This window comes from Candidatus Neomarinimicrobiota bacterium (assembly GCA_021734025.1).
In the GTDB taxonomy this organism is placed as follows: domain Bacteria; phylum Fidelibacterota; class JAANXI01; order JAANXI01; family JAANXI01; genus JAANXI01.
The window spans coordinates 106,290-119,580 of record JAIPJS010000011.1 but is presented as its reverse complement, the minus strand read 5'-3'; the positions used below and the strand labels follow the sequence as shown (position 1 = coordinate 119,580).

Annotated in this window: 12 protein-coding genes; all 12 read left to right on the top strand. The window is 50.5% G+C overall.

The window, feature by feature from the left end:
* Window positions 1-2: 2 nt before the first annotated feature.
* The 12 genes from K9N57_12375 to ftsA all read left to right on the top strand — a co-directional run bounded on the left by K9N57_12375 (window position 3) and on the right by ftsA (window position 13,241).
* Window positions 3-2,018, top strand: coding sequence for a transpeptidase family protein (locus K9N57_12375; GenBank protein MCF7804980.1), 2,016 nt, complete (start codon window positions 3-5; stop codon window positions 2,016-2,018).
* A gap of 3 nt (window positions 2,019-2,021) precedes the next feature.
* Window positions 2,022-3,494, top strand: coding sequence for a UDP-N-acetylmuramoyl-L-alanyl-D-glutamate--2,6-diaminopimelate ligase (locus tag K9N57_12370; GenBank protein ID MCF7804979.1), 1,473 nt, complete (start codon window positions 2,022-2,024; stop codon window positions 3,492-3,494).
* Window positions 3,491-4,846, top strand: a complete 1,356-nt coding sequence (murF, locus tag K9N57_12365) for a UDP-N-acetylmuramoyl-tripeptide--D-alanyl-D-alanine ligase (protein ID MCF7804978.1) — start codon at window positions 3,491-3,493, stop codon at window positions 4,844-4,846. Before K9N57_12370 ends, murF begins: the two co-directional genes overlap by 4 nt.
* Complete coding sequence (gene mraY, locus K9N57_12360) at window positions 4,846-5,949, top strand: phospho-N-acetylmuramoyl-pentapeptide-transferase (GenBank protein ID MCF7804977.1); 1,104 nt, start codon at window positions 4,846-4,848, stop codon at window positions 5,947-5,949. Before murF ends, mraY begins: the two co-directional genes overlap by 1 nt.
* 4 nt (window positions 5,950-5,953) lie before the next feature.
* A complete protein-coding gene (locus tag K9N57_12355) occupies window positions 5,954-6,472 on the top strand; it encodes a hypothetical protein (GenBank protein ID MCF7804976.1) in 519 nt (172 codons plus the stop codon).
* Window positions 6,469-7,332, top strand: coding sequence for a UDP-N-acetylmuramoyl-L-alanine--D-glutamate ligase (gene murD, locus K9N57_12350; protein MCF7804975.1), 864 nt, complete (start codon window positions 6,469-6,471; stop codon window positions 7,330-7,332). Before K9N57_12355 ends, murD begins: the two co-directional genes overlap by 4 nt.
* Window positions 7,332-8,453: a putative lipid II flippase FtsW gene (gene ftsW / locus K9N57_12345; protein MCF7804974.1), complete on the top strand. Its 1,122-nt coding sequence runs from the start codon at window positions 7,332-7,334 to the stop codon at window positions 8,451-8,453. Before murD ends, ftsW begins: the two co-directional genes overlap by 1 nt.
* Window positions 8,447-8,986, top strand: a complete 540-nt coding sequence (locus tag K9N57_12340) for a glycosyltransferase (protein ID MCF7804973.1) — start codon at window positions 8,447-8,449, stop codon at window positions 8,984-8,986. Before ftsW ends, K9N57_12340 begins: the two co-directional genes overlap by 7 nt.
* Before the next feature lie 5 nt (window positions 8,987-8,991).
* Window positions 8,992-9,594, top strand: a complete 603-nt coding sequence (locus K9N57_12335; protein MCF7804972.1) for a hypothetical protein — start codon at window positions 8,992-8,994, stop codon at window positions 9,592-9,594.
* A complete protein-coding gene (gene murC / locus K9N57_12330) occupies window positions 9,587-10,969 on the top strand; it encodes a UDP-N-acetylmuramate--L-alanine ligase (protein MCF7804971.1) in 1,383 nt (460 codons plus the stop codon). Before K9N57_12335 ends, murC begins: the two co-directional genes overlap by 8 nt.
* Window positions 10,970-11,076: 107 nt before the next feature.
* A complete protein-coding gene (locus K9N57_12325; protein ID MCF7804970.1) occupies window positions 11,077-11,832 on the top strand; it encodes an FtsQ-type POTRA domain-containing protein in 756 nt (251 codons plus the stop codon).
* 137 nt (window positions 11,833-11,969) lie between these two features.
* Window positions 11,970-13,241, top strand: a complete 1,272-nt coding sequence (gene ftsA / locus K9N57_12320; protein ID MCF7804969.1) for a cell division protein FtsA — start codon at window positions 11,970-11,972, stop codon at window positions 13,239-13,241.
* Window positions 13,242-13,291 lie beyond the last annotated feature (50 nt).

Genomic DNA, 13,291 nt, shown 5'->3' with positions numbered 1-13,291 from the left:
ATATGACACCGCGTGACAACACATTCTCCGGTCGCTTTATGTTTATCCTCGCAGGGTCGTTACTGCTGTGGATGATCCTGGTGGGTAAACTTTACCTGGTCCAGGTAGTGCAGGGTGAGGATTACCAGTCTATTGGCAAACGCCAGGCCGAGAACCGGGAGCCGATCCCGCCAATTCGGGGGAACATCTACGATCGAAACCAGAAGCAGCTGACCATGAATATCCCCCAGTACTCGTTCGCTGCCCATCCGCATCTGGTAGAAAACAAAAACCAATTGGCTTCGAAGCTGGCCTCCGTTTTTGGCAGTACACGCCAATACTACCTTCGTCGGCTCAATTCGCCTGAGCCCTTTGTCTGGTTGGATCGGAATGTGGAAAAATCACAGGCAGAGGTGTTGCTCGACTATGAAGATCCCGGATTTGTGACCAAGGTGGAGCGTGACCGGTATTATCCTTATAAAGAGATCGCGTCCCAGATTACCGGATTTACGAACGTGGACGGTAAGGGTGTCAGTGGTATTGAAGCACAGTTTGACTCCCTGCTTACCGGGAAGCCGGGCTGGACAATATTGCGAAAGGACGGTTTGGGGAGTTCCCTTCCGAGTCCTCGATTTCCATCCATTGACCCTATCGACGGACACGATGTTGAACTTACCATCGATTTTGAATACCAAACGATTCTCAATGAAGCACTTTCCCGGGGCATGGAAAAGTACAGAGCGGAGACAGGGATGGCGATCCTCATGAATCCCAGTAATGGCGCTATCCTGGCCATGACCTCTCTCCCCTCTTATAACCCGAACGATCCGGGACGGTCGAATCCTGCGAACATGAAGAATCGTACTATCACGAACATCTATGAGCCGGGCTCCACCTTTAAAATCGTTACCGCAACCGCTGCACTGGCGGAAGATATTGTCGAGCCTCAGGACATCTTTTTTTGCGAACAAGGTAAAATCAAGGTCAAAGGAGAAATTATCCACGACTGGAAACCCCACGGCTGGTTAACCTTTGAAGATGTCATAGTCAACTCCAGTAATGTGGGGACAATCAAGATCGCCGAAAAAGTCGGCGCAGAACGGCTCTATACCTATCTCCGAAAATTCGGATTCGGAACCAAGACGGGGATCGATTTGGCCAGCGAGGTGCCCGGTATCGTCCATCCCTTAAATCGCTGGACGGAAATCTCAACCGCCAGTATATCAATCGGGCATGAGATCTCTGCTACGGCCTTGCAGATGGCTAATGCGTTTGCTGCCGTAGCCAATAACGGGTATCTGATGAAACCCTATATTGTCGACAATATCCGTGATCAGAACGGAAAAATCGTCCACCGGGGCGAACCGACGGTTATTCGTCAGGTAGCCTCGCCTGAAGTTATGAAACGTGTTAAATCCATACTGGAACAGGTAGTGATGCGCGGGACCGGAGAGAATGCACATATCGATGGCATCAGGATCGCGGGGAAAACCGGGACGGCTCAGAAAAATATTAACGGGACGTATTCAGAGACTGAATATGTCTCCTCCTTTATCGGATTTTTACCGGTGGATGAGCCCGAATTGTTGTGTGCGGTAATTCTTGATTCCCCGAAGCACGGTATGCATTGGGGCGGATACGCCGCGGCGCCGATCGTAAAAAATATTTTCTCTCAGATTATCAATTCGACCGACCACTACTTTATTGCAGAGGATGACACCCCGGAGACGAAGCGGCAGCCGCGTAAATCGGCGCAACCGGACCGGGCCGAGGTGCAACAATCCGCTACCTCGCCGGTAGCCCTTACTACACAGATGTTGTTTCAGGAATCCCGGGAATCTCAACAATCTACCAGAGAAACTGAGACGAACAGGATGCCTGATGTTCGAAATATGAGCCTCCGGGCAGCAATCGTCAAACTGTATGAACTCGGACTGGAAGTTGAGATTTCAGGTTCAGGGAAAGTACAATATCAGAGCCCTCGACCTGGTGCGCATGTTTCCAAAAACGCAACGGTCTATTTGGAGCTCTCGAGTTAAATAATGACACGGGAAATAACCACATTATTGCAGGGGACGGATTTCGTAGGGCCGGAGGACATTACCGTTTCCGGCTTTACCAATGATTCACGGCAAGTCCGGGACGGCTTTGCCTTTGTGGCGGTTCCGGGCTACGACGTTGACGGACACGATTTTATCCCTGAAGCCATTGAAAAGGGCGCCGCAGCAATCGTCCTCGAGGATATGACGGACACACAAGGTGTTCCGACTTACCAGGTTCCATCCGCCCGTCGGGCCCTTTCGCGTATTGCCGCCTCGTGGTTCGATTTCCCGTCAGACAAGATGGAGATGATCGGCGTGACCGGCACCAACGGCAAAACGACGGTGGTTTCTCTGCTCCGCTCCATTTTCTCGGCAGCAGGGCAAAAACCCGCATCTATCGGTACGCTAGGCTATATGATAGGTGAAGATTTTTACCCCGCCGATCTGACGACTCCGGATGCACCGGAACTGCACGCCAAATTTGCCGATATGGAAGCGAGCGGCGTTGATACGGTTATTATGGAAGTTTCTTCACATGCACTGGCCCTTGAACGGACCGCTGATATTACATTTACCACGGGAGTTTTTACCAATCTCGGCCGGGACCACTACGATTTTCATAAGACGAAAGAGTCTTATCGCACTGCAAAAGGGATCCTGTTTGAATCGTTACCGGAAACCGGCCATGCCCTACTGAATTACGATAGCAGCGAGTACAGTTGGTTCAAAGAAATTAGCAATGCCCCTGTGCTCTCCTTTTCTTTGGAAGATGGGAACGCAGACTATTTTTACGAAGAATTCGCGTCAGATTTTAACGGAAGCCGCGGTACCATTCGAACGCCAGGTGATTCACTCGAAATCAATACCGGATTGATCGGGCGATATAATTTGCTGAACATCATTGCCGCCTGTGCAACCGCAGATCTCCATGGAATTGCCCCGAAGGCAATTACCGAAGGTATTGAAAGTGTGAATCGTATATCCGGCAGACTTGAATTGGTAAAGACCAGCGCAGATTTCCCACAGATTTACGTGGATTACGCCCACACACCGGATGCGCTGGAGTCGGCCATTAATGAGCTGGTTTATCTCCGAAACCAGCAGGAATATTTTCAGAATATCATCGTTGTCTTCGGCTGTGGCGGAAACAGGGATAAGGAAAAACGTCCGGAGATGGGTGCCATTGCCGAGAAACTGGCTGACACGGTCATTATTACCAGCGATAATCCAAGGAATGAAAATCCGCTTGCCATTATTGGCGAAATTCAGAACGGAATGAGGACAGAACATCCGATTATTGAGCCGGATCGGGAAAGAGCGATTTACAAAGCCATAGAATTTGCTGCACCCAACGATTTGATTTTGATCGCCGGCAAGGGACACGAAGATTACCAGATTATTTCAGGCGTAAAAACCGATTTTGACGATAAGGTCGTTGTGCAACAAGCCATGCAGGAATTGAAATCCCGATGATAACCTGGAACGACATACACCAGATAGGCCCCATCGGCACTCAGCATCTCCCGGAGGACGCCAGGATCACCGGTGCGGATATTGACAGCCGTCGTATCAAATCCGGCATGCTGTTTATTGCGCGTCAGGGAGACCAGGCCGACGGCCACCAGTTCATTGAACAGGCCTTTATGAACGGCGCAGTGGCCGCAATTGTCGAGTCTCGCTGGTACGACTCTGCGGAAAATTCCGACGGGCTTCCTCTCATCGTAGTTGAGGACTCGGATTCAGCACTTCGTGGCCTAGCGGCGCAGGTCAGGAGTAATTTTTCCGGACCGGTGCTTGGCATTACCGGCAGTAACGGGAAAACAACGACCAAGGAGATGACGGCGGAAATCCTGGGGGCGCAGTATACTGTATTGTCGACGCCTGGAAATTTTAACAACCTGTGGGGGCTTCCACTGACTATCCTCCAGGCGCAACAGGAACACGATTTTTGGGTGCTTGAAATGGGCACGAACCATCCCGGCGAAATTGAGGCATTGTGTGACATCGCCTCCCCCACTGCCGGACTCATCACGACGGTCAACGAGAGCCACAGCGAACATTTTCATTCACTGGAAGCAATCGCCAAAGAGAAGCTGATGCTGTTTGAATCCATCCCGGAAGGCGGAATAATTTTTCAGAATCTGGACAACGAGTTTATCGCAAAGTATTCGTCACCCGGGAAAACAGTGATAACCTATAGTGTTGAAACCAAAGCACAAAAAACTGCACAGATTACGTCAATTGATCCATACAGCCGGGTGCACTGTCAAATTAACGGTATCGGGAAAGTCCGGCTTGGTGTGCCCGGTGTGTTTCAGATTTCAAATGCACTGGCGGCCGTTACAATAGCAGACACCTATGGTGTGCCGGGAGAAGTCATACAAGACCGCCTGGAATCGTTCCACGGTGTCCCAGGCCGCGTAAAGATCGTTGAAAAACAGAATTATACGGTAATTGATGATACCTATAACGCGAACCCAGCCTCCATGCGTGAGGCTATTGATATTCTGGCAAAAATGCCGGCGGGCAGCAGACGGATTGCTATCCTGGGTGATATGCTGGAACTCAACAGCACGCGTGAACGGAAACACCGGGATATCGGCGAATACCTGGGAGAACACCGGATTGACATCGTCATCGGGGTGGGAGAACTGGCAAGAAATATTATCAAAGGTGTACAGACAACGTCTACTGCAGAAACATATCATTTTGATGATTACGTAGAATGTATGAATTCTATCCGCGGGATTGTCCACACCGGTGACATTATCCTGGTAAAGGCGTCCCATGGAATTCACCTTGAAAAAGTGGTGGGGGCGCTCTGATGCTTTATCATCTTCTCTATCCATTACGTGATTATATCTCCGGGCTGAATATTTTCCAGTATATCACGTTCCGGGCAGGTGCTGCCGCTATCACCGCCCTCTTCATTGCCTTCATTCTCGGCCCGTGGATTATCCGGAAACTGCACCATTACAAAATCGGCGAAGAAATCCGTAAAGAGGGCCCGGAAACCCATTACGAGAAGCATGGAACGCCGACCATGGGTGGTATCATTATTCTGGCGGCCACTATCATTCCCACCCTGCTGTTCGCGAATCTTACGAACACATATATTACTCTGATCTTTATCGCAACCATCTGGATGGGGCTTATCGGATTTTTGGATGATTACTTAAAAGTGGTAAAAAAATATCCGGATGGACTGGTGGCAAAATATAAGCTACTGGGCCAATTCGGCCTGGGAATCGTCATCGGCACGTGGATCTATCTGGAACCGGCGTTTGCCGAGTTTAACACGGTCTCTACAGTGCCGTTCTTCAAAAATCTGGAGATCGACTTCGGTGTATTATACATCCCGATTGTGGCAATGGTTATAGCGGGGACTTCAAATGCAGTAAATTTAACCGACGGCCTGGACGGGTTGGCTTCGGGGTTGCTGGCGATTAGTGTACTGGCCTTTGCGGTGATTGCCTATCTCTCCGGTCGTGTCGATTTCAGCGACTATCTGAATATCATTTATCTGCCGGGGATCGGCGAGCTCACGGTGTATTGCGCTGCCCTGATGGGAGCACTGCTTGGGTTTCTCTGGTTTAACGCTAATCCGGCGATGGTCTTTATGGGCGATACCGGCGCCCTGGCCGGTGGGGCGGCTCTCGGGACTATTGCGGTCCTTGTTCGCAAGGAGCTTTTGCTGGTCATCATCGGCGGAATTTTTGTCGCAGAGGCGCTATCTGTGATACTCCAAACCGGATACTTCCGATGGACTAAACGCAGAACCGGCACCGGAAAACGCCTGTTCAGAATGGCTCCGTTACATCATCATTTCGAACTGCGGGGATGGAAGGAAAACCAGGTGGTGGTTCGCTTTTGGATCATTGGAATTCTGCTGGCGTTGTTATCATTAACGACATTTAAGATCCGGTGAGGCCATGACTTTACAAGAAAAGATACATTCTCTGGCCCGAAGTCAGGTAACCGTCCTGGGCGCACAACGCACTGGAATGGCTGCAGCGCGCCTTTTGAAACAATGGGGCGCAAAGGTATTTATCTCCGACATGGATGAGGATGCATTATCGGAAAAATGTATCAAAGAGCTGGCAAAGGCCGGTATCGAGTATGAACTGGGCAGTCACTCCGAACGAGTGTATGACGCGGACCTCGTAATAATCTCTCCGGGTATACCGGAGTCGGCGCTGGTGGTACAGGAACTGCAAAAATTGGAGATCCCAATGATATCCGAGGTGGAATTGGCTTCCTGGTTTGTGGATTCACCCGTGATAGCCGTCACCGGATCGAATGGAAAGACCACCACCTCTACGCTGATTTCCAAATTTTTGGATATCAATGATTTGAATCCGGCGTTATGTGGAAATATCGGCAATCCGTTTGCCAACGAATTGTTAGAGGAATCGGAATCATCAAAAAAAAAATCTTCGTCGTCGAAATGAGTAGCTTTCAACTGGAAAGAACGCCTACCCTCGCTCCGGATGTGGCGGTGATTTTAAACGTCACGCCGGATCATCTGGATCGGTACGACTCATTCGCGGCATATCGGTCTGCAAAACTGAATATTACGCGCAATCAGACCGAGCATGACACGATTATCTATAACCTGGACGATCCTGAACTTGAACACTTTGAGACCGATGCAGCGAAAATCGGCTTTTCCACCGTGCCCGGCAAATCCGATGCTGCCTTCCACTGGGATGGCACATCGATTCGGTATAGTACTGCGAAGGTAATCGAATACACGGACTGCGCGCTTCGCGGACCGCATAATCTGGCCAATATCCTGGCCGGGCTGAATGCCGTGGAGCCGTTCATATCGCCGGATTCATCGGAAGAGATACTTCGCCACTTTCGCCAGGTGCTCCGTACCTTCTCTGGAATCGTGCATCGTTTGGAATTTGTGAAACAGGTCAACGATGTCTCCTACTATAATGATTCCAAGGCGACAAATGTAGACGCGGTCAAGTTCGCCATCGAGAGTTTCGAGGAGCCTGTGATTTTAATCCTTGGCGGCTACGACAAGAACGGCGACTTCCCCCAACTGATTCCGAGCATACGGAAACACGTGAAGCAGACAGTGGCTATCGGCAAGGCTCGAACCACTATTCAGGGAGCCCTCTCCCCTGCCGTCGATGTTGTAACCTCCGACAATCTGGAAACAGCCATGGGGGCGATTCAGGAAATAGCTGAACCAGGCGATGTGGTGTTGCTGTCGCCGGCATGCGCGAGTTTTGACCAATACGAGAATTATGAAAAACGCGGAGAACATTTTAAACAGCTGGTTGAGGCACTGAACTGATGCGTAAAGAGGCCGAGACATACGATCGCATGATCTTTATCGTGGTCTTCCTGCTAATCGGGATCGGTACGGTCATGCTGTACAGTTCCAGTTCCACGATAGCGGCGGAGAAATACGGCAACGCCGGATTCTTTCTCCGACGCCACGCCATGCGACTACTGCTCGGCATGATTGCCATGTTTTTGATGATGCGATTCGATTATCACAAATTCCAGAAATATTCGCCGCTCATTTACGTTGGCAGCATTCTGCTCCTACTTGTGACCCTGGGCTATTACTGGTCAAACAACATCGAATCTCCGGCCCGCTGGCTTCCGCTGGGATTTTTCAGCCTTCAGACGTCAGACGTGGCCAAATTCGCTATTATCATCTACCTGGCTGCGTATTTGAGCCGTCAGGGTGACCTGATACGTGAGTTCAAACACGGGTTAGCTCCGGCAATTATTATGATCGCTCTGTGTATCGGGCTCATCGCAATTCAGCCGGATTTCAGCACGGCAGCGACGGTTGCAGCCATCTCGTTGTTCCTGCTATTTCTTGGCCGGGCGAAAATCTGGCATCTTGCGTCAATTGTGGGCGTCTTCGGCATGATGGGTACCGCTGTGGTGCTCACCTCGTCATACAAATTAGAGCGCGTCATCACCTTTCTGAATCCCGGGTCGAATCTTTCTGACTCCGGATATCAGATTCAACAATCGCTGATCAGCCTGGGCAATGGCGGTTTATTCGGAATGGGACTCGGCGACAGTTACGAAAAGAACTTGTTTCTGCCAGAGCCACACACGGATTTCATCTTTGCCATCATTGGAGAAGAGCTCGGATTCATTGGTGCCGTCGCTGTGCTCTTTTTGTTCCTGCTGTTCTTTCTCCAGTCACTGCGGATTGCTCGTCAGGCCAAGGATCTGTTTGGGATGTACCTGGCGGCTGGCTTAAGCGCGGCGATCTTCATTTATGCGGCAATCCATGCCGGTGTGGTGACCGGCTTACTGCCGACGACAGGACTCCCTTTGCCCTTCATGAGCTATGGCGGGTCGCAACTGGTGACGGGAATGGCGGCTATTGGCGTCATCCTGAATATCTCGAGTCAGCGCAAACGAAAGGAGGTACCGCCGGTATGGTAACCACGGATCGAGCAATTCGCGTAGTCTTTGCAGGCGGTGGTACCGGCGGGCATCTCTATCCCGCCATTCGTCTGGCGGAAGGCATTCGCGTGTATGCGCAAAACCATAATATGCCGGAGCCACACATTGCCTTCATCGGTAACCGTGACGGGTTGGAAGGTCGCATGCTCTCCGGTCGGGAGCAGTTTTATTCCATAGATGTCCAGGGCTTTCACCGGGGTGGGTTGAAAACCATGATAAAGCGGAATTTAACCTTCTTTGGCAAGCTGATTACCAGCTATGTCCGCTCTCGGGCCATTTTGGAGCGATTCAGCCCGGATGTGGTGGTCGGAACCGGCGGATATGTCAGCGGACCTCCCCTGTATGCCGCCTCAAAGATGGATATCCCGACGCTCATTCAGGAGCAGAATAGTTATCCGGGCGTGACTACCAGACTGCTGGCCAAACGTGCTGACGAAATTCATGTGGCGTATCAGGAGGCTGCAGACAGGCTGGGTAAAAAAAAAAGACAAAACTCATCGGAAACCCGGTAAATGATATGAATCAGACAATTGCATCAGACGTTGCCAAACAGCACCTGGGCTTTCCCGCCGATCGCTCGTTACTATTCGTGATGGGCGGGAGTCAGGGCGCCGAACCGATTAACAGGCACCTGGCTAAAAACATCCGCTGGTATCACTCCAGAGAGCGGCTTTCACTACTCTGGCAGTGCGGCGAAGGCAACCTGGAGCCGTATATTGATTACGGGACGACCGACGGGAGGGTCCAGGTACGGGGATTTATTTACGAAATGGGCATGGCCTATTCCGCCAGTGATATCATCGTTGCCAGAGCCGGAGCGTTAACATTGTCGGAACTCGCAATCGTCGGCAAACCGGCGATACTAATCCCGCTGCCGACAGCTGCGGCCAATCATCAATACTACAATGCCATGGACTTTGCAAACAACGGTGCGGCCGAAGTCATTGAGCAGGACGAATTGGCGTCCGGGGTACTGGAACAGACAATCCAGCGATTACTGGAGGAAGATGACACCCGAACGACTATGGCTGAAAAAGCGATAGCACACGCCAGACCGCAGGCGACTGAAAAAATTGTAGAGTCAATTTATGCATTGGCAGGATATGAATTAGATGTTTAGAAAATTCAAGAAAATACACTTTATCGGGATTGGCGGCATCGGTATGAGCGGTATCGCCGAGCTGCTGTTGAATCTGAACTTTGAGGTGACCGGTTCGGACCTCCGTCTGACGGAGACTACCCGCCACCTTGAGGAAAAAGGTGCCACTGTATTTGAGGGACATCATCCGGACAACGTGGATGAGAGTGATGTTGTAGTCTATTCCTCTGCAGTGACGCTGGACAATTCGGAAATTCAGTCAGCGAAAGACCGGAAGATCCCCATTATCCGCCGTGCGGAGATGCTGGGCGAGCTCCTGAAACTTAAGATGTACAGCATTGCCATTGCCGGCACTCACGGCAAAACCACCACTACTTCTATGGTGGGAAATATGATGACGGCCGGCGGGTTCGATCCGACACTTATTATCGGCGGGATTATCAAAAATCTCAAGAGCAACGCCCTGCTCGGCCAAGGCGATTACGTCGTAGCCGAAGCAGACGAATTTGACCGGACCTTTCTGAGCCTGATGCCGACAATCGCCATCATCACGAATATCGAGAAGGAGCATCTCGATACCTACAGTGACCTGGACGATTTGAAAGGCGCCTTTATCCAGTTTGCGAACAAAGTGCCCTTTTACGGCGTAGTGATCGCCTGCCTGGATGAGCCGTCCGTACAGGATATCATCCCGGATCTTACCCGCCGGGTTATAACCTACGGATTTTCGCCCCAGGCGGATGTCCGGGCAACCAACGTGAACCTCAATGAGCGAATTTCTGAATTCGAGGTCATTGTAGAAGATAAATCATTGGGTACAGTTGCGCTGAACGTTCCGGGCGAACACAATATTAAGAATGCCATAGCCACTATCGCATTGGGGCTAGAACTCGGGATTGATTTTGAATCCATCAAAAAGGGATTGGAATCGTATGAGACGGTAAACCGCCGCTTTGAATTCCGGGGACAGCATGACGATATCCTGTTCGTGGACGATTACGCACACCATCCCACGGAAGTCCTGGCAACGCTGGAAGCCGCGAAAAAAGGCTGGCAGCGACGGGTTGTGGCGGTATTCCAGCCGCACCTGTACACCCGGACCAGAGATTTTAAGGACGATTTCGGGAAGGCGTTTTTGCACTCGGATGTTCTGTTTGTGACTGATATTTACCCCTCCAGGGAAGAACCGATCCCGAACGTAACCGGTCAGGTAGTAGCGGATGCAGCCCGGGGTTACGGACATAAACAGGTTCACTATATCGAGGATAAAGAAGATCTCCCCCGTAAGGTGGGTGAATCTTTGCTGCCGGGTGATATCGTGATTACCCTCGGAGCTGGCGACATTACAAAATTCAATGGAAAAATTTTGGAGTATTACAAAACACATAACGGTTAAATAACCCATTCAGGGGACCGGGAAGCCTCCGAAGGGCGAATCCGGCGTACGAGGCAAAGGACTAACTTATTCGGAGGCTCCCCTACCCTGATAATTTTGAAGGCAGCATGGAAAATCTAAAAAAATATATTATCAAAACCGGAAGCATTGTCCTGATGAGTGCACTCATTAGTGGATTAGGCTTTGGCGTATTCAAATACGCGAAGGCGATTGACCTGTTTGCCCTGGAAAAAGTTGTAGTAAGTGGCACTTCATTAATCCCAAACGAGCAGGTGCTGGAATATACGGATATCGACTTCGGCACTTCTCTGTTTGAACTGCCCCTGGATTCCATTCAGCGGGAGATTGCAAAAAATCCTTTTGTGTTGACCGCCCAGGCAAGCCGGCAGTTTCCCCGCTCCCTGTTCATAGAAATCCACGAGCGCAAACCGATTGCCTATATCAATCACGGGGAATTCTCCTGTGTTGACCAGTTCGGATACGTTATGCCGATGCCGCCGGCGGGTATGGGACTGGAAATCCCGATTCTCTCGGGTTTTACTCCGGAAGACACAGTAAAGACCGGTGAATTCACTGAGAATCCGAAGGTTAAGCATATGGTTGAAGTATTGACCGATATCCGGCGGGAATATCCGCGGTTATATCCGGAGATCTCGGAATTGATTTCTAATGAGCAACAGGGTTATACGCTCTATACAGCAGAAAGCGCCACCCGGGTGTATCTTGGAATGGGCGAATTGGAAAACAAGGTCCATCTGCTAGAGACATTTTGGGAGACGGTTGGCGAAAAGCGGACCTGGGCTGACTACGAATATATTGATCTGCGTTACCAGAAACAGATTATCGTCCGGGAGCGCACGTGATTGAATGCTACGTATTGCGTACTGCGTAATCGACTCATGAAAATTACCATACGTAATATGCAATTCTCAATACGCTAAGATGTAATAAGCGTGATACTCTTGGCGAAAATTATCAGAGGTTAGGTAGGGATTTAGATATGGTTAAGAAATCGCAAAATAAGGAAATCGTCTGTGGGGTTGACATCGGCACGACCAAGATTTGTGTGATGGTTGCTGAGCCGGATGAGGATGGCGAAGACTTTAACATAATCGGCATCGGTCAGCATCCCAGCAAGGGTCTCCGAAAGGGGGTGGTCGTCAACCTGGAGCAGACTATCGAGTCTATCGAAAAAGCGGTAGAAGAGGCGGAAATGATGGCTGGCGTCGGCATTGAGAATGTCTATGTCGGTATAGCGGGCGACCATATTCGCAGTATCAATAGTACGGGTGTCATTGCTATTTCCAAAGCTGGCAAACGGCGCGTTGGCGAGAATAACCAGATCACTGAGCATGACATCCAGCGCGTCCTGGACTGGGCTAAGGGCATCTCCCTTCCCATGGACAGGGAAATACTCCACGTGCTCCCCCAGGAATACATCGTAGATGATCAACCGGGCATTAAGGATCCCATCGGCATGAGCGGTCAGCGGCTGGAAGCGCGGGTACATATTGTCACCGGTGCAATTGCCTCGGCCAAGAATATTGTGAATTGCATCAAGGGTGCGGGCCTGAACGTGCAGGACCTGGTGTTAGAACCGCTTGCTTCCTCGTACGCTGTACTTGATGATGATGAAAAGGACTTAGGTGTGGCAATCATAGATATCGGTGGCGGAACCACCGATGTAGCGGTCTTCTTCGAAGGGGGCGTCCAGCACACCGGTGTTATCGGTCTTGGCGGGGAAAACGTCACCAAGGATTTAGCCCATATGCTTCGCACACCGATGCACGAGGCCGAACAGATTAAAATTGATCACGGATGCGCCAAAATCTCGGTAGCCTCTAATGATGACATTTTTGAAGTCCCCGGAATTGGCGGACGTGGCAACAAGGAGATTAACCAGGAGATCCTGGCGGAATACATTGAGCCACGCATGGAAGAAATGCTAAAAATGGCCATGCAGGAAATTCACAAGGCGGAATGTTGGCCCCATCTCTCAGCTGGTGTGGTTTTAACCGGTGGCGGAGCGATGCTCGGCGGACTGGTGGATCTGGCTGAGGAGATTTTCGACGCGCCGGTGAAACTGGGCGGCGTCGATGTCCATGGCAAACTCATGGAAAAAGAAAAAACTCCCATCTATGCCACGGGTATTGGGCTTGTGAAATACGGATTTGAACACCATCGGTCTCCCATGTCGTTCCAGGGGGACGAGAACAAAGTCTTTAATCGCATTGTGGAACGGATGCGGGAATGGTTTAACGAATTCTTTTAAAAACTAATCACCACAAGATGTGGACAAGACAAAGAACCAGTAAAGGAGGA